This is a genomic window from Leifsonia xyli subsp. cynodontis DSM 46306 (assembly GCF_000470775.1).
Taxonomy (GTDB): Bacteria; Actinomycetota; Actinomycetes; order Actinomycetales; family Microbacteriaceae; genus Leifsonia; species Leifsonia cynodontis.
Window position 1 is genome coordinate 1,934,475 of the sequence record NC_022438.1, and the last position, 16,526, is coordinate 1,951,000.

A 16,526-nucleotide genomic window follows, 5' to 3' on the forward strand; every position below is an offset into this window, starting at 1 on the left:
CTCGACCGCGGAGGTCGCCGTCTGGGCCACGTCGGCGGGCGAGGGCTTTGGAGATCGGCAGCTGGGTGGTCACCGGCCCGAGCAGCGCGCCCTGGCCTTGAGGGATAGCCCAGCGGTCGACGGTCGACGGCGCTCCCCGGACGATCGAGATCGTCGACGCGTCCCGTCCCGCGCTCGAACCGGGACAGGTGCGGGTCCGCACGCTCTTTTCGGGTATCTCGGCGGGGACCGAGCTGACCGCCTACCGCGGCACCAACCCGTATCTGACCAGCGAGTGGGACCCGGAGCTGCGGCTGTTCCGAGGGGCGTCCGGCGAGGGCGGCCTCGCCTATCCTCTGGACGGCTGGGGCTACTCCGAGGTCGGCGAGGTGGTCGAGGTCGCGGCTGAGGAGACATCGCTTCCGGTCGATGCGCCGCGGGTCGGCGACCGGGTGTGGGGCATCTGGGGTCACCGCGCCGAAAGCATCCTCACCGTCGACGCGCTGCGCGGCCACGTCCTCCCGCCGCAGCTCGACCCGCTCGCAGCGGCCTTCGTCCGCGTCGGCGCGATCGCCCTCAACGGCGTGCTGACGGCCGACCTCGGCGTCGGCTCCACCGTCGTCGTCTTCGGCCAGGGGGTCATCGGGCTGCTCGCCACCCGGCTCGCCACGCTCAACGGCGCGACCGTGATCGCGGTCGATGGGATCCCCGCCCGCCGCGAGGCCGCGATCCGCTGGGGCGCCGCACACGCGTTCGCCCCCGGCGACGACCTCGCGCTCACCATCCGCGAGCTGACCGCCGGGGCCGGGGCCGACACCGCCATCGAACTGAGCGGCAACCACCACGCCCTGCACGCGGCGACCCGTGCCGTCGGCGCCGACGGCACGGTCGTCGCCTCCGGCTTCTACCAGGGCGACGGCTCCCCGCTGCGCCTGGGCGAGGAGTTCCACCACAACCGGGTGCAGTTGCTCGCCTCCCAGATCGGCTCGGCTCCGAACCGGCTGCGGGCGCGCTGGGATGTGCCGCGGCTCCAGCGCACCATCGTCGCCGCACTCGCCGACGGCCGCCTCCCCGCCGCCGAACTCGTCACCCACCGCTACCGCATCGAGGACGCCGCCGAGGCGTACCGGATGCTCGACACCGACCCCGCGGCCGCGCTGCAGGTCGTCCTCGAATTCTGAGCAGAGGAGTTCCGATGACCAACCCGATCACCGTCCAGGAGCAGCACCTGCCCGGCGAGACCCTGGAGCAGAAGTTCGAGACCGCGCTCGCCTGGGGATTCGACGGCATCGAGCTGCGCGGCCGCGGCGACCTGCACTTCGCCGGACGCCTCCCGGAGCTGCGCCGCGCCCGGGCCGCCGGCGTCGTCATGCCCACCACCTGCGTGGAGATGTCGCACTTCATCGGCGCCTTCGACCGCGAGCTGCGCGAGGACGCCATCGCCCAGCTCGCCTCCCAGCTGAGCGTCATGGCCGAAATCGGCGGCGTCGGCGTCATGACACCCGGCTCCTACGGGATGTTCTCGCGTCGCCTGCCGCCGTTCGAGCCGCCGCGCTCACCGGAGGAGGATCACGATATCCTGGTGGACGCGCTCGGCCGGCTCGGTCAGCACGCGCAGGCCGAGGGGGTGGAGTTGTTCCTGGAGCCACTGAACCGGTACGAGGACTATCTGGTCAACACGCTGGCGCAGGCTGCCGCGCTCCTCGAAGAGGTGGCCGCGCCCGCGGTGAAGATCGTGGCCGACACGTACCACCTGAACATCGAGGAGGCCGACCCGGCCGCCGCGCTGCTCGCGGTCGCGCCGCACATCGGGCATCTGCAGGCCAGCGACTCCAACCGGCTGGAGCCCGGCGCCGGGCACCTGGACTGGGCGCTGTTCGGCGCGACCGTCGCCGCCCTCGGCTACGACCGGTCCATCGCGATCGAGAGCCGGCTCTCCGGTCCGGCCGAGCGGGTGCTCCCCGCCGTGCCGCCGATGCTGCGGCGGTATCTGTGAACGCCCTGCGCGCGGCAGCCGCCTCCGTCCTCCTCTCGAACTGGCGCCGCGACTACACCGTTCCGGCCGGCGGGCTCTACCCGCACCAGTGGAGCTGGGACTCCGCGTTCATCGCCATCGGGCTGCGCCACCTCTCACCCCGCCGGGCGCAACAGGAGCTGGACACCATCCTCAGCGCCCAGTGGAGCGACGGCCGACTGGCGCAGATCGTCTTCCACTCCGGGCACGACGACGGCTACTCCCCCGGCCCGACCTTCTGGAACAGCCACCGCATCCCCGGCCCGACCTTCTGGAACAGCCACCGCATCCCCGGCTCGCCCCCGGTGCAGACTGCCGGGCTGATCCAGCCGCCGAACCACGCCCTCGCCGCGCTCCTCGTCCACCAAGCCGATCCTGGCGAGTCGCAGCGGCGCCGGTTCCTGCAGCGCGCCTACCCGCGCCTCGTGCGCTGGCACGACTACCTCCGCGGCCGTCGCGGCGGTCACTCCGGTCTCGCCAGAGTCATCCCACCCCTGGGAGAGCGGGATGGACAACTCCCCCTACTGGGACACCCGCCTGGCCGCGATGGCCGAGACCTACCCGAACGACATCCCCCGCCCCGACCTGATGCACGCGGACACCGGCCACCGCCCCTCCAACGGCGAATACAGCAAGTACCTCTATCTGGCAGCGCGCTACTACCGCGACCACGACTGCGACGACGCCGACACGGGCTACCCGTTCCAGTTCGAGGACCCGGCGTTCAACGCACTCTGGGCACGCTCGGAACTCGCGTTGGCCGAGATCGCACAGCGCATTGGCCTCGACACCGCCTCGCACCACCGCCAAGCGCAGCGCATCGCCGACGCGCTGAGCCGGCTTTGGTCGCCGGAGCTGGGCTGCTATGTCGCCCGCGACACGGTCAGCGACGAGCCGCAGCAACCCGTCCGGACCATCGCCGGCATCGCCCCGCTGCTGGTGCCCGGGCTCCCGCACGAGCAGGATCTGCTGGACCTGCTGCGCGGCCCGCATTTCGCGCTCGGAACCGTGGCGATGGTCCCCAGCCACGACCTGCTGGCGCCGACGTTCGACCCGGCACGCTACTGGCGCGGTCCGTCCTGGTTCAACACCGCCTGGCTCATCGCCGAAGCGCTGTGGGAGCGCGGCCTCACCTCCGACGCCGCCCAGCTCTCCCGCTCGATGGAGGACAGCGCGCTCGCACACGGGTTCCCCGAAATACCTCGACCCGTACACGATGGCGCCACGCGGCACCTCCCTGTTCAGCTGGACCGCCGCGCTCGCCCTCGACCTCTCGACCCGGCTGGAGGCCGCCCGATGACACCGATCCGCACCGCCGATCGCGTGGCCGAGCACGTTCACCGGCGTCCCCACATGCGACGAGTGCTCGGCAACGCAGAGCGCGGGGCCGCTGCAACCTTCCGGACGCAGCTGCCGGCGGCCCTCTCACACGCCGACCGCGGCGCGTTCCCCGCCGAGCGATGAGCCGGCCGCTGCGGATCGTCGTCGCACCCGACTCGTTCAAAGGCACTGCCGACGCCGCCGTCGCCCGAGCGCTCGCGGACGGCTGGCTCTCAGCCCGTCCGCACGACGAACTGGTCCTGCGCCCCATGGCCGACGGCGGCGGGCGAGGGCACCGTCGCCGCGTTCGCCACAGCGGTCCCCGGGGCGCGAAAGCGCACCGTCATTGTCGACGGTCCCGACGACCGCCCCGTCGAAGCACACTGGGCGCAGCTGCCGGCCAGCGCCGAGCGTCCCGGCGGCACCGCCGTGATCGAGGTGGCCGCGACCAGCGGCATCGGACTGCTCGATCCGCTCCGTCCGCACGACGCACACACCCGCGGCCTCGGCCAGGCCATCGCCACCGCCCCCGACGCCGGCGCCTCCCAGATACTCATCGGACTCGGTGGGAGCGCCTCCAACGACGGAGGCGCCGGCGCCCTCACAGCGCTCGGAGCCCGCCTGCTCACCAGCACCGGCGCCGACGTCCCCGCCGGCAACCGGGGCTCGGGGCACTCGCTCGCCTCGACCTCACCGGACTGCGCCCGCTCCCGCCCGGCGGTGTCCGGCTGCTCAGCGATGTACGCAGCCCCCTCCTCGGTCCGCACGGGGCCGCCCGCGTCTTCGGGCCGCAGAAAGGCGCCACCGGCGCGGACATCGAACAGCTGGAGGCGAACCTGCGCCGGCTACGCGACACCGCGGCCCGCGCCCATCCCGCCGCCCTCCCGCAGAGCCAGCTCCCCGGCGCCGGAGCGGCAGGCGGCACCGGATTCGGCCTGCTGCTCTGGGGCGCCACCATCGCCTCCGGCTCCGCAGAGATCGCTGACCGCATCGAACTCGCCACAGCGCTGAAAGACGCCGACCTCGTCGTCACCGGCGAAGGCCGCTACGACGTCCAGACTGCCCAAGGCAAAGTCGCATCCCATGTGACAGCCCTCGCGTCCGCGCAGAAGGCGCCCGTCGCCCTCGTGGCCGGGCTGATCGAGGCGCCGACCGCCGCATTCAGCCACAGCGTCGAACTCGCAGACCTCGCCGGCTCAGCGCACGAGTCCCGCACAAGACCGTTGCACTGGTGTCGCCAGGCCGGCAACGTCCTCGCGAGTCGGATCGGCAGACGAGGCTGACGCACCGACCATGACCTCAGAACCTGTCCGCGGGATCGAACCGGCCCCGCCCGCAGCGAGGTGCGCAAGCCGACCAGGCACAGAACGAACGAGACTCACGACCGGCCGCCGGTAACGGAGGAGTTCTCACCGACATCCGCGCGAATCTCCTCCTTTTTCTGAGATTCTCCCCCTCTCTTCCTCGGATCTCCTCCGTTTACGTCACCCGTGGAAACGGCCGCTTCTTCACTCGCTTCGCCGGCGGCCCTTTCCTGATCAAAAGCTGAAATTCTGATGCCCTACTTCACCGGCCGATCATTGCAATATATCGTTGTTTCAGAACTTCAAGACACTTCCGAAGGGTGGACATGACGACTTTCCGATCACAGCACGGACCGCGCTGGCCCGGCGCTCCCTCGCGCTCGTCCTCGCGGCCACCTGCAGCCTCGCCATCGTCGGCATCCCGGCTCCCTCCCTCGCCGCTGTCGACGTCGCTACAGCGACTCGACCACGATCGTCCGCGAGCAGGCCGCCGTCATCGCTCCCACGTCCGTCTTCTGGCCGCTCGCGCCCGGCGCCGACATCACCGACGGTTTCGGCCCGCGCACCGCGCCCACGGCGGGCGCGTCCACGAACCACCGCGGGATCGACTTCGCGGCGCCGCTGGGCACTCCGATCCGCTCCGTGTACGACGGTGTCGTGATCAGCACCCAGCCCAGCGACCTCGGCGGCTGCGGCCTCTCCGTCGAGGTCGCCCACGAGTTCCGTGGGCACAGCATCGTCACCCGGTACTGCCACCTCGAAACGCTCGCCGTTCAGCCCGGGCAGCAGCTCTCCGGCGGCGAGACCCTCGGCACGCTCGGCTCCTCGGGGATCTCGACCGGACCCCACCTGCACTTCGAGCTGATGGTGGACGGCACGCACATCGACCCGCAGGACTGGCTCGGAAACAACACGAAAGGATGGCTATGAACGCCTACGAAATCCCTTGCATCGCCCGTGGACGCTGGATCACCGTCACCGTGGAAGCCGCAGACGCCGCGCGCGCGGAAGCCGTCCTCCTGAAGACCGTCGGACCGGTCACCATCCTCGGCCCGGTCGTGGAGCGAGAGGAGTCCCTGACCCACGCCGCGTGACCAGCCCGTGACGAACCCGAATCATCGCGGTCGGCGACCCGATACGGATGCCCCGGCTCTTTCTCGAGCCAGGGCATCCACTGCTTCGAGCCGGGTGCGGGGCTCAGCGCGCCAAAGCTTCCTCGCCGGGACGGGAGTTCGGGAGCTGGAACAGCTCATCGGTCGCCCGCCGGCCACGCAGACCGTCCCGCTCACCGATCGCCGCGGACAGCTCCTTCAGGAAGCGCACCGTCGACTCGCTATCGAGGATCTGCACCAGGCGGGCGACCCGGATCTTGTAGGCCAGCCCGTCGATGGTCTCCCGGGAGAGCTTGATCAGGAGGGTGTTCTTGGAGTGCTCGACCAGCTTTCCGTAGGCCGTGAGCACGTTCTCCCGGATGCGATCGGCATCCGCGTCCTCCACTCCCGCAATCGCCTGCGAGAGCAGTTTGTCGAGCTCTCGCGCCTGCGCGGTCGTCAGGACCGGTATCGCGATCGCCGCCGCGCCGCCATAGATGACTCCGAGCACCGCGAGGGCTTCGAGCGCCTCGGAGTCCGAGGGCAGCATCGCGACCCGCGTGTAGCGGTTCGGCTCCATCTCGATGAGGCCGACGCGGGCGAGTTCGTTGAGAGCGTCGCGGATCGGTGTGCGAGAGGTTCCCAGCCACTCCTGAAGCGCCTCGTCCTGTAGCGTCTCACCGGGTTTCAGGGTGCCGTCCATGATCGCATCGCGGATCTGGTCGCGGACGACATGCCGCAGGAGCAAGCGTTTCGGCGCGACGGACTGTTTCGTCACCGGGATCGGCATGACTTCTCCTTGTGTCAATGGTCAACGCTACAGCGTACTACAACTTCGACATATCGAAAGTTGAAACATTAAAACTTCTATGACGAATCTGTGTCGTCGACGATCCGCAGCGAGAGCCCCTGGGAGCGCCGAGCCTGCAGGTGCCGTTCGTAGCCGTGGGCGATGCACTCGAGAAGCTCGAACGAGTCCACGTCCTCGCGCGTTCAGGCCACCGCGACCGCAGCGACAGTCTGCTCGGACGATTCGGCGGCGGCGCTCCGCGGCGCCACGAAGCGCTTGAGGGCGACGGCAACGAGAGCGGTCACGACGGTTCCCGCGGCGAGCGCGAGCAGGAAGCCCTCGACCGGGTCGATGGCGAAGAAGACGAAGATGCCGCCGTGCGGGGCGCGCGACTCCACTCCCAGCGCCATCGCGAGCCCGCCTGCGACAGCGCCGCCGGCCAGATTCGCCGGGATGACGCGCAGCGGGTCCGCAGCGGCGAACGGGATGGCGCCTTCGGAGATGAAGGAGGCCCCGAGCAGCCAGGCGGCCGCGCCATTCTCACGCTCGACACGGGTGAAACCGCGTCGGTAGAGGACGGTGGAGGCGAGCGCCATGCCGAGCGGTGGCATCATTCCGGCGATCATGACGGCGGCCATGATCTGGAAGCTGGCTTCGGTCTGCTGAGCGAGACCGGCGACAGCGAAGGCGTAAGCGACCTTGTTCACGGGCCCGCCGAGGTCGAAGCACATCATCAGGCCCAGGATGACGCCGAGCACGATCGCCCCGGCGCCGGTGAGACCGTTGAGGAAGCCCGTCAGCTGTGTCATCAGCCACGCGATCGGCGCTCCGAGGATCAAGAGCATCAGACCGGAGGCGATGACTGACGCGCCGAGCGGGATGACGACCACCGGCATCAGGCCGCGCAGCCAGCGCGGAACGGCCGGACGGCCGATCAGCCAGGCGGCGAAGCCGGCGAGCAGGCCGGCGAGCAGGCCGCCGATCAGGCCGCCGATCAGGCCGCCGAGGAAGCCGGCGTTCATGAAGACGGCGATCGCGCCGGCGACGAAGCCGGGGGCGATGCCGGGGCGGTCGGCGATCGCGAAAGCGATGTAGCCGGCCAGCGCCGGGACCAGGAAGCCGAGGCTCAGAGCGCCGATCTGGAACGCGATCGCGCCGAGATAATAGCCGAGACCCTCCGGCGGCAGGTTCCAGATCGCGAAGTGCTGCAGCGTTTAGACAGCGTTGTTGACGCCGGAGTCGCCGTGCGCGAGCGCGATGCCGTAGCCGCCGAGGAACGGCAGGAAGCTGATCGCGATGAGGAGGCCGCCGCCGGCGACGAACGGGATCATGTAGCTGACGCCGGTGAGCAGGATGCGCTGGAGGTTGCGGCCCCAGGAGAGGCGCTCGGCGGGAGCGGAGCCGGCCACCGCCCCGACCGCGGCGACCCGTGCCCCGTTCGGGTCGCCCGCCACGGCGACCGCTTCGGCGATCAGTTCGGCCGGCCGCTCGATGCCGCTCTTGACACCCGTGCGGACGACGGGCTTCCCGGCGAAGCGGGATTCCTCGCGCACATCGACGTCGTTCGCGAAGATGACGGCGTCCGCGGCGTCGATCGCACTCTGCGGGAGCGCCTGGTAGCCGCTCGACCCCTGCGGCTCGACGGCGAGGTCGACGCCGGCGGCCTTTCCGGCGGCGCTCAGGGCGTCGGCGGCCATGAAGGTGTGGGCGATCCCGGTGGCGCAGGAAGTGACGGCGATGATCCGCGCGGGGCGACCGTCCACGAGCAGGCCATGGGCCGCGGTGTGCGGGGAGGGCGGAGCCGATTCGGGCGCAGCGTCCCCTTCTGCGATCGCTCCGTCGACGAGCGCGACGATCTCCTCAGTAGTCTTCGCCGCGCGCAGCCGGGCGGTGAACTCGTACAGCAGGAGGCTGCGCGCGAGCTTGGACAGCACGACCAGATGCGCCTCCGCGGCGCCCTCGGGCGCGGCGATGAGGAAGACGAGGTCGGCCGGACCGTCCGGCGCGCCGAAGTCGACACCCGGCGTCAGACGGGCGAACGCGATCGAGGGGACCGTGATGGTGGCGCTTTTCGGGTGCGGGATGGCGATGCCGCCGGGAACGCCCGTGTCGTCCTTCTGTTCGCGTGCCCAGACGTCCGCGTAGAGGACGTCGGCGTCGCTCGCGCGGCCGCCGGCGACGAGACGCTGGGCGAGCGCGTGGATGACGGCGCTTTTGTCGGCTACGCCGATGTCGAGGACGACGAGTTCGGGGGCGATGGTCTTCGATGACACAGATTTCCTCCAGGGGGATCGGGTTTCAGGGTTCAGGGATGGAGTGCAGCGACCCGGATGTCGTCGCGGGTCAGGTCCGCGGGACGCGGGGCCTGGGTTCCGGGGAGCGTCGCGGCGGAGCCGTAGCGGATGGCGCCGGCGAGCCGCTGGGGAGCGGGCGCTCCGGCGATGTCGGCCAGCAGGTAACCGGCCAGGGCGCTGTCCCCGGCCCCGACGGTGTTCTGCACTCGGATGCGCGGGCAGCCGCGACATAGCCGCCGCTGGGCCTGACGAGGACGGAGCCGCGGGAGCCGAGGGTGATCAGCGCCGCGCCGACCCGGCCGGGGACCAGCGTGCGAGCGACACGGAGAACGGACCGCTCGACGTCGCCCGGATCGAGCGCGACGCCGGAGAGCTCGGCCAGTTCGTCGTCGTTGGGTTTGATGAGGTCGGGATGCGCGTCGGCGACGACCCTGCGCAGCGCCTCCCCCGAGGTGTCGACGGCCACATGCGGCGCGGCCTCGCCCCAGCGCTCGCGGACGGCGCGGATGACGGTCACGTAGAAGTCGTCGCCCACCCCGGGCGGGAGCGATCCGGCGAGGACGAGCCAGCTCGCGCCGGCGCAGGCGTCGACCACCGCCGCGCCGAGGGCTTCCGCCTCCTCGGCGCGCAGAGTCGCTCCGGGCAGATTGAGCTTGGTCGTCACCCCGGCGGGGTCGGTGATGGTCAGATTCGCCCGCGCGTGACCGCGGATCGCGACCGGACGCGCGGGGACCGCGGCGCTGCGCAGGAGGGCGACGAAGGGATCGTCTCCGGCGAGCGGCAGGACCGCCAGGGTCGGGATGCCGGCGGCGGCGACCACGCGGGCGACGGTGATGCCCTTGCCCCCGGCGTCCTCTCGGGACGAAGGGGCGGACTGCACCTCCCCCCCCGGTCGCAGCGGTCCGGCGAGCGCGACGGCGCGGTCGAGCGAGGGATTCGCGGTGAGGGTGACGATCATGGAGACCAGATCTCCGTCCCGGCGGCGGAGAGCGCGTCGGTGAGCGCACCCTCCGGCTCGCGATCGGTCACCAGCACGTCGATGGCGTCCAGGGGCGCGAAGGAGACCAGGGACTCCTGACCGAATTTGCTCGCATCGGCGACGAGGACGACCCGGCGCGCGGCGCGGACGATGGCCTCTTTCACCGCCGCCTCCTCGGGATCGGGGGTGCTCATCCCGAACCCGGCGGAGAGGCCGTTGGCGCCGACGAAGGCGAGGTCAGTGCGGAGCGATTGGATGGCGCGCACGGTTCCCGCGCCGACCGCGGCAGCGGTCACCCCCCGGATGCGGCCGCCGACCACCGTCAGCGAGACACGGGCGGCGGCGAGCCGTTCTGGCAGAAGTCGCGCGACGGCCGCGGTGGTCGTCCCGGCGTCGAAGTAGAGGGACCCGTGGAAGTCGGCGGCGAGGACGTCGAGGGCGCGCGCCGCGATCAGCTACTTCGTGGCCGCCCGCAGCCCGCTGCGCTCGGCGACGGGGGTCTCGGCCGTGCCGATGCGTTCGATGGCGACGGCTCCGCCGTGAACCCGGCGGAGAATCCCGGCCTGCTCGAGCACGCGCAGGTCGCGGCGGACCGTCTCGGTGGTGACAGCGAACCGCTCGGCCAGATCGACGACGGCGACACGGCCGCTCTCTCCGAGCAGGCGCTCGATCAGCCCCTGACGCTCCATTGCATACACGCGCCGCCTCCTTCAGGTGGCAACATAACACAAGATTACCCAACGCAAAACAACAGATCTCGGCTGTTGCTTTGCGCCTGTTTCACCAAGAGCGTCCTCGCCAGCCCGTAAAATCGTCGTCGCAATGGACTGTTCGTACTACGACGCGGGAGCCTGCCGGTCATGCACGCTGATGGGCGTCGGCTATCGGGAGCAGCTGGCGGGCAAGGACGCGCGCGCACGCGAACTGCGCGCGGCCTTCACCGCCCCCGACGCCCGCTGGCTGCCACCGGTCGCGAGCGCCGAGTCCGGGTACCGCAACAAAGCGAAGATGGTCGTCGGCGGCACCGTGGACATGCCCACCATCGGCATCCTGGACGACAGCGGAGGCGGCGTCGACCTGCGGGAATGCGGTATCTGCACCCCGGGCGTGCGCGCCGCGCTGCCGGCGCTCGCGGAGTTCGTCGCCCGGGCGCGGCTGGTGCCCTACAGCGTGCCCGAGCGGCGCGGTGAGCTGAAGCACATCCTCGTCACACACTCCCCCGACGACGAGCTGATGGTGCGCTTCGTCGTGCGCTCGGAGGATGTCGCGGCGCGCATCCGGAGACGGCTCCCCGAACTGCTCGCCGCGCTGCCCAGCGCGCGGGTCGTCACGGCCAATATCCAGCCCGACCACAAGGCGGTGGTGGAGGGCGAGCGCGAGGTGGTGCTGACAGCCGACTCATCGCTCGTGATGCGCGTCGGCGGCTTACCGCTGCGGCTGCGCCCGCAGAGCTTCTTCCAGACGAACACAGCCGTGGCCGAACAGCTCTACACGCAGGTCGCCGCGTGGGTCGACGCGGCGGACCCGGCCAGCGTGTGGGACCTCTACTGCGGCGTGGGCGGATTCGCTTTGGCCGTCGCCGCTCCCGGCCGGCGCGTCATCGGCGTGGAGGCGAGCCGGGAGGCGGTGCGCAGCGCCCGCTCGAGCGCCCAGGCCGCCGGGCTGCCGCAGGTGGCCTTCCGGGCGGGTGACGCGACCGGGTTCGCCCGGGGAGCGAGGAGCGCGCCGGAACTGGCGATCGTCAACCCGCCGCGGCGCGGCATCGGCACAGAACTGGCCGACTGGCTGAACGGATCCGGGACGGAGCGCATTGTCTACTCCAGTTGCAACCTGGTCAGCCTCGCGCGGGACCTGGCGCGGATGCCGGGCTACCGCATCCGGACCGGCCGCGCGCTCGACATGTTCCCGCAGACCGCGCACCTGGAAGTGGCGGTGCTGCTGGAGCGCGTCTGACCGGCCGGGCTCAGCCCCCCGCTTCCTCGCGCTTCGGGAGCCTCCAGCCCGGACGCGCGAAGTGGCAGGTGTAGCCCCACGGTATGCGCTCCAGGTAGTCCTGGTGCTCCGGCTCGGCCTCCCAGAACGGGCCGGCCGGACTCACCTCGGTGACGACCTTGCCGGGCCAGAGTCCGGAGGCGTCCACCTCCGCGATGGTCTCCTCGGCGACACGGCGCTGCTCCTCGTCCACGTAGAAGATCGCCGAGCGGTAGCTGGCGCCGACATCGTTGCCCTGGCGGTTCGCGGTCGAGGGGTCGTGGATCTGGAAGAAGAACTCGAGCAGGTCGCGGTAGCCGATGCGCGACGGGTCGAACTCGATCTCGATGGCCTCGGCGTGGCTGCCGTGGTTGCGGTACGTGGCGTTCGGGACATCGCCGCCGGTGTACCCGACGCGGGTGCGCAGGACACCCGGGCGCTTCCGGATGAGGTCCTGCATTCCCCAGAAACACCCTCCGGCGAGGATCGCTCTCTCTGTCATCGTCGCCCTCCTTCTCCCTCATTCTCGAACAGGCGCTTGTAGTCGCCGTAGCCCTGCTCGTCCAGTTCGGCGAGCGGGACGAAACGGAGCGCGGCGGAGTTGATGCAGTAGCGCAGCCCGCCGGCCTCGGCGGGGCCGTCGTCGGAGAGATGGCCCAGGTGGCTGTCGCCGTGCGCGGAACGCACTTCGGTGCGCAGCATCCCGAAGGTCCGATCGGTCTTCTCGACGATGTTCCCCGGTTCGACGGGGACGGTGAAGCTCGGCCACCCCGAGCGGCTGTCGTATTTGTCCACAGAGGCGAAGAGCGACTCGCCCGAGACGATGTCGACGTAGAGCCCCGCCTCGTGGCTGTTCCAGAACTCGTTGCGGAACGCCGGCTCGGTCACCGACTCCTGGGTGACCGCGAACTGCGCGGCGGTGAGCCGGCCGATCGCATCCTGATCCTTGCGGTACTCCTGTGTCACGGTTCCTCCTCGGTGGGGCGCGCTGGCTGCGATGCCGTCATTGAGACAGAACAGCGGAGGGGGCGAGGATGGTCCCGGTGTTCCTGCCAGTTCGCTGTGAGCGCAGGGGCGGAAGGACGGCCAGCGCAGCGAGAGACCTCCCATCATATGATGATATATCAGCAAGTCCTCTTCTTGAGCAGGAGCGCGCTCGGACTAATCTGGTGGTTCTGGGGGAATGCCGATGGCGACAATTGTAGAGGAGCAGGGGATGGCAGCGACACGGGTACTCTTCATCGGCGGTACGGGGGTCATCAGTTCCGCGTGCGTCGCGGAGGCGCTGGAACAGGGACACGAGGTGACCGTCGTGAACCGGGGGTCGAGCACGCCGCGGCGACTGCCGGACGGGGTGGAAACGCTGCACGCCGACATCCGGGACCCGGAGAGCATGCGTGCCGTCCTCGGACAGCGGAGCTTCGATGTGGCCGCGGAGTTCCTCGCTTTCACGCCCGAGCACATCCGCATCGACTTCGATCTGTTCGAGGGGCGGGTCGGACAGTACATGTTCATCAGCTCGGCGTCCGCCTACCAGACGCCGCCGTCACGGCTGCCGGTGACGGAGTCCACTCCTCTGCGGAACCCGTTCTGGCAGTATTCGCGCGACAAGATCGCGTGCGAAGACCTGCTCGTCGAGGGGTACCGCGAGCGGGGCTTCCCGATCACGATCGTGCGGCCGTCGCACACGTACGACCGGACGATGATCCCGACGAGCGGGCACTGGACCGATCTCGAACGGATGCGCCGGGGCGCGCCGGTGGTGGTCCACGGCGACGGGACGAGCCGCTGGACCATCACGCACAACACCGACTTCGCGGTCGCGTTCACCGGGCTGCTCGGCCGGCCGGAGGCCGTGGGCGACGCGTTCCACATCACCTCCGACGAAGCGCCGACCTGGGACCAGATCTACTGCTACCTGGCCGAGGCGCTCGGCGTCGAGGCCGAGCTCGTGCATGTGGCGAGCGAGTCGATCGCTGCGGTCGTGCCGGAACTCGGTCCCGGCCTGCTCGGCGACAAAGCCCACTCCATGCAGTTCGACAACAGCAAGGTCATAGCCCTGGTGCCAGAGTTCCGGGCCCGGGTGCCGTTCGCACGCGGTGCGGGCGAGATCGTCGAGTGGTTCCTCGGCGACAGCTCACGTCAGCGCTTCGACCCGGACCTGGACGCCGCCTTCGACCGGCTGGTGGAGCACGCACGGGCTTTCGGGTGACACGGCCACAGGACCGCACAGCGACCGTGCTCACCCGACGGCGAGCGCCGGGACGCGCAGCGCGCCGAGCAGGGCGGCCAGCTGGCCGGCGGGCGCGCCCGGGTCCTCCAGGTGCCACTGGACAGCGAGGATCGGCGCCGACTCGTGCTCGATCGCCTCGATGTGCCCGTCCGGAGCGCGGCCGGTGACGACGAGACCGGCTCCGAGCGCGTCCACAGCCTGATGGTGGGCGCTGCGGACCCAAGCGACCGGGCCGAGGAGCGCTTCCACACGGCTGCCGGATTCCAGCAGCACGGCGTGATCGGTGAGCGTATCGGGGACCGGCGCCCCCTGGTTGACATGGACGCCGTCGCCGAGATCCTGCACCAGCGTTCCACCGAGCGCCACATTGACGATCTGGAGTCCCCGGCAGATGCCGATGAGCGGGACGCTGCGCTCCACCGCCCGGCGAACGAGGGCGATCTGCGCCGCGTCTGCCGTCTCGAGGTGCCGCCCTTCGTTCGCATAACCGCTCGGTCCGCCGTAGAAGCGCGGCGCGATGTCCTCGCCGCCGACGATCACGACAGCGTCCGCGCCGGCGGTGAGCTCGAGCACGACATCGGCGCCCCGGTCGGCAGCGGTGCGCGTGACCGTCCAGCCCGCCTCCGCCGCACCGGCGAGCACGGCCCCGACGAGCAGTTGCGCGTACGCGTGGTACGCCGAATCGTGGCCGCGGAATCGCGTCGCCTCGACCACGGCGAGCGTGCGCGCGGAAGTGAGCATACCGCCCATTCTGGGGGCGGCCGCCGGGCCGCGCATCCCGGGCCGTAACAGGCGGCAACAGTGACAGCGGCCCGCTCGCTCAATAGACTCGGCTCGAACCCACGGAGAGTTCGGAAAGCGGGGTGCGCGGGCTTGCGACGAGTGCTGACCGGGATGCTGCTTGCGGCCGGGCTGGCGGTGATCCCCGCGGTGTTCGCGGGAGCGTCCGCCGCATCCTCCGCTGAATCGGCTTCGGCTCCGCGGTCCGTCTCGACCCAGGACCCCGTCTCCCTGGGCAGCAGCCACGTCCTGGACCAGGCCGGTGTGCTCAGCCGCGGCGAGACCAAACGCATCGAGAACGCCGCGAAGAAGCTCCACACGGACCACAAGCTCGACCTCTACGTCGTCTTCGTCGACCGGTTCACCGACCCGGGGGACGCCGAGGACTGGGCGAACGAGACGGCCTCGGAGAGCGGCCTCGGTCCGACGGACTATCTGCTCGCCATCGCGGCCAACGGGCACGCCTACGCTCTCTCCGGCGACGACATCGGCCCGGTCGACGACGACCGGCTGGACAGGATCGAGCAGAACGACATCGAACCCCGGCTGCACGGCTCCGATTGGGCCGGTGCGGCCATCGCCGCCGCTCAGGGGCTCGGGGACGCGGGCGGCGGCGGGGGCGGCGGGCCCGCTCTGCTCGTGGTGTCCCTCCTCGGCGCGATCCTCATCGGCGGCGCTGCGCTCTTCGTCGTTCGCCGGCGGCGGAAGAAGAAGGCCGCCGGAGGCGCGGAGCCCGGACAGCCGCCCCCATGGCCACGACGCCGCACACGCCGGGACGGAGATCCGCTTCTCGGTCCGGAGCTGACTCAGAAGGAGAATGGATGAGCGGCGCGTCATTCCTGGTCATCCCGCAATGGCAGGGTTCCGGTTCGTCGCGGGCCATGCGCCTGATCGACGGCGCGGAAGCCATCCTCGGCGACCTCCCGGTCTCGCGGACCCATGTCGTGACCGTTCCGGCGGCGGCCGACGAGGCGCTCGGGACCGGGGTGCAGCGGTACTCGTCGCTCACCGCGATCCGCGAGCTGGCCGCCGCGGAGGTCGAGGTGATCGCGGAGCCGGTCGTGACGGTCGGCGGAGACGGCAGCGCGGACTTGGCGAGCATCCAGCACGCGGCTTCCGCTCATCCCGGGGACGCGCTCGCGCTCGTGTGGTTCGACGCACACGGCGATCTGAAGGACGTCGCCACCTCGCCGTCGGGGGCGTTTCACGGAATAGCGCTGCGCGCCCTCCTCGGCGACGGACCGGAGGGACTCGCCTCGACCGGCTCGGCTGTCCTCAAGCCGTCCTCCGTCGTGCTCGCCGGGAGCGCGCACTGGACGAGGGCGAGTCGGCCTTCGTGGCCAAGAGCGGCATCCGGGTCGTCGAACCGGGCGACTTCGATGACCCGGACACCCTCGTCCGCGCCGTCGCGGCCTCCGGAGCGACCTCGGTGTATCTGCACATCGACCTGGATGTGCTCGACCCGGCGGTGGTGGACGGGATCTGGTCTCCCGAACCGTTCGGGGTGACGACGGAGCAGTTGTGCGATGCCATCCGGGCGCTGCGGGCGCGGTTTGAGCTGGCCGGGGCGGCGGTGACGGAGTTCGCCCCGGAGTCGCCGGAGGCGGCGGTCCGGGATCTGCCGGTGATCCTGCGGGTTCTGGGCGCGCTGACGGGACCGGTCCCGGGTCCGCGCACCCCTGACGCTCCGGTCGCCCCCGTTTCCCCGGACGCTCCTTCCTCCACAGCGTCCGGCCCGCAACGCTTGTCCACAGATGCGCCGTGACCGGAT

13 protein-coding genes and 7 pseudogenes are annotated in these 16,526 nt (G+C 70.7%); 12 read left to right on the forward strand and 8 right to left on the reverse strand.

Annotated elements, in window-relative coordinates:
* The first annotated feature begins 188 nt into the window (after positions 1-188).
* The 6 genes and pseudogenes from O159_RS09250 to O159_RS09265 all read left to right on the forward strand — a co-directional run bounded on the left by O159_RS09250 (position 189) and on the right by O159_RS09265 (position 4,596).
* Positions 189-1,160, forward strand: a complete 972-nt coding sequence (locus O159_RS09250) for a zinc-dependent alcohol dehydrogenase (RefSeq protein ID WP_021755533.1) — start codon at positions 189-191, stop codon at positions 1,158-1,160.
* Between the two features lie 14 nt (positions 1,161-1,174).
* Positions 1,175-1,975, forward strand: coding sequence for a sugar phosphate isomerase/epimerase family protein (locus O159_RS09255; RefSeq protein ID WP_021755534.1), 801 nt, complete (start codon positions 1,175-1,177; stop codon positions 1,973-1,975).
* Positions 1,972-2,421, forward strand: a pseudogene (locus O159_RS16875) (MGH1-like glycoside hydrolase domain-containing protein); the annotation flags it as partial. The gene O159_RS09255 and the pseudogene O159_RS16875, both read left to right, overlap by 4 nt.
* Positions 2,369-3,457 carry an MGH1-like glycoside hydrolase domain-containing protein gene (locus tag O159_RS15265; RefSeq protein WP_407929767.1) on the forward strand — a complete coding sequence of 363 codons (1,089 nt, stop codon included), beginning with the start codon at positions 2,369-2,371 and terminating at the stop codon, positions 3,455-3,457. The pseudogene O159_RS16875 and the gene O159_RS15265, both read left to right, overlap by 53 nt.
* Positions 3,454-3,537 (forward strand): annotated as a pseudogene (locus tag O159_RS16600) (hypothetical protein); the annotation flags it as partial. The gene O159_RS15265 and the pseudogene O159_RS16600, both read left to right, overlap by 4 nt.
* Positions 3,538-3,658: 121 nt before the next feature.
* Positions 3,659-4,596, forward strand: a pseudogene (locus O159_RS09265) (glycerate kinase).
* Positions 4,597-5,069: 473 nt separating this feature from the next.
* On the opposite strand, the gene O159_RS15855 reads toward O159_RS09265, so the two are convergent.
* Positions 5,070-5,285, reverse strand: a complete 216-nt coding sequence (locus O159_RS15855; protein ID WP_021755542.1) for a hypothetical protein — start codon at positions 5,283-5,285, stop codon at positions 5,070-5,072.
* Between O159_RS15855 and O159_RS15860 the strand changes: the two genes are divergently transcribed.
* Together O159_RS15860 and O159_RS15050 are read left to right on the forward strand one after the other, a co-directional pair.
* Positions 5,260-5,547 (forward strand): M23 family metallopeptidase, encoded by a 288-nt coding sequence (locus O159_RS15860; RefSeq protein WP_236609464.1) that lies wholly within the window; start codon positions 5,260-5,262, stop codon positions 5,545-5,547. The two genes, O159_RS15855 and O159_RS15860, sit on opposite strands and share 26 nt — an antisense overlap.
* Positions 5,544-5,711: a hypothetical protein gene (locus tag O159_RS15050; protein WP_169725682.1), complete on the forward strand. Its 168-nt coding sequence runs from the start codon at positions 5,544-5,546 to the stop codon at positions 5,709-5,711. Before O159_RS15860 ends, O159_RS15050 begins: the two co-directional genes overlap by 4 nt.
* 103 nt (positions 5,712-5,814) lie before the next feature.
* Here O159_RS15050 and O159_RS13325 read toward each other — a convergent pair whose 3' ends face one another.
* From O159_RS13325 to O159_RS09290, 4 genes and pseudogenes are all read right to left on the reverse strand, one after another.
* Entirely contained in the window at positions 5,815-6,498 is a 684-nt protein-coding gene (locus tag O159_RS13325; protein ID WP_021755544.1) for a GntR family transcriptional regulator, read from the reverse strand.
* Between the two features lie 203 nt (positions 6,499-6,701).
* Positions 6,702-8,771 (reverse strand): annotated as a pseudogene (locus tag O159_RS09280) (PTS fructose transporter subunit IIABC).
* 32 nt (positions 8,772-8,803) lie between these two features.
* A pseudogene (locus O159_RS09285) lies at positions 8,804-9,750 on the reverse strand (1-phosphofructokinase).
* A pseudogene (locus O159_RS09290) lies at positions 9,747-10,469 on the reverse strand (DeoR/GlpR family DNA-binding transcription regulator). The pseudogenes O159_RS09285 and O159_RS09290 overlap by 4 nt, the downstream one beginning before the upstream one ends.
* 124 nt (positions 10,470-10,593) lie before the next feature.
* On the opposite strand from O159_RS09290, the gene rlmC reads away from it, so the two are divergent.
* Positions 10,594-11,724 carry a 23S rRNA (uracil(747)-C(5))-methyltransferase RlmC gene (gene rlmC, locus O159_RS09295; RefSeq protein ID WP_043993675.1) on the forward strand — a complete coding sequence of 377 codons (1,131 nt, stop codon included), beginning with the start codon at positions 10,594-10,596 and terminating at the stop codon, positions 11,722-11,724.
* A 10-nt stretch (positions 11,725-11,734) separates the two neighbouring features.
* On the opposite strand, the gene msrA is transcribed toward rlmC, so the two are convergent.
* Together msrA and msrB are read right to left on the reverse strand one after the other, a co-directional pair.
* Positions 11,735-12,244, reverse strand: coding sequence for a peptide-methionine (S)-S-oxide reductase MsrA (msrA, locus tag O159_RS09300; RefSeq protein ID WP_021755547.1), 510 nt, complete (start codon positions 12,242-12,244; stop codon positions 11,735-11,737).
* Positions 12,241-12,708 (reverse strand): peptide-methionine (R)-S-oxide reductase MsrB, encoded by a 468-nt coding sequence (gene msrB / locus O159_RS09305; RefSeq protein ID WP_021755548.1) that lies wholly within the window; start codon positions 12,706-12,708, stop codon positions 12,241-12,243. The genes msrA and msrB overlap by 4 nt, the downstream gene beginning before the upstream one ends.
* Positions 12,709-12,958: 250 nt before the next feature.
* Between msrB and O159_RS09310 the strand changes: the two genes are divergently transcribed.
* Positions 12,959-13,954, forward strand: coding sequence for an SDR family oxidoreductase (locus O159_RS09310; protein ID WP_021755549.1), 996 nt, complete (start codon positions 12,959-12,961; stop codon positions 13,952-13,954).
* 30 nt (positions 13,955-13,984) lie between these two features.
* Here the strand turns inward: O159_RS09310 and O159_RS09315 are convergent, their stop codons facing one another.
* On the reverse strand, positions 13,985-14,716 hold the full coding sequence (locus O159_RS09315; protein WP_021755550.1) for a gamma-glutamyl-gamma-aminobutyrate hydrolase family protein: 732 nt from the start codon (positions 14,714-14,716) through the stop codon (positions 13,985-13,987).
* Between the two features lie 153 nt (positions 14,717-14,869).
* Here O159_RS09315 and O159_RS09320 point away from each other — a divergent pair, with 153 nt between their 5' ends.
* Entirely contained in the window at positions 14,870-15,580 is a 711-nt protein-coding gene (locus O159_RS09320; RefSeq protein WP_021755551.1) for a TPM domain-containing protein, read from the forward strand.
* Positions 15,577-16,520 (forward strand): annotated as a pseudogene (locus O159_RS09325) (arginase family protein). The gene O159_RS09320 and the pseudogene O159_RS09325 overlap by 4 nt, the downstream one beginning before the upstream one ends.
* Positions 16,521-16,526 lie beyond the last annotated feature (6 nt).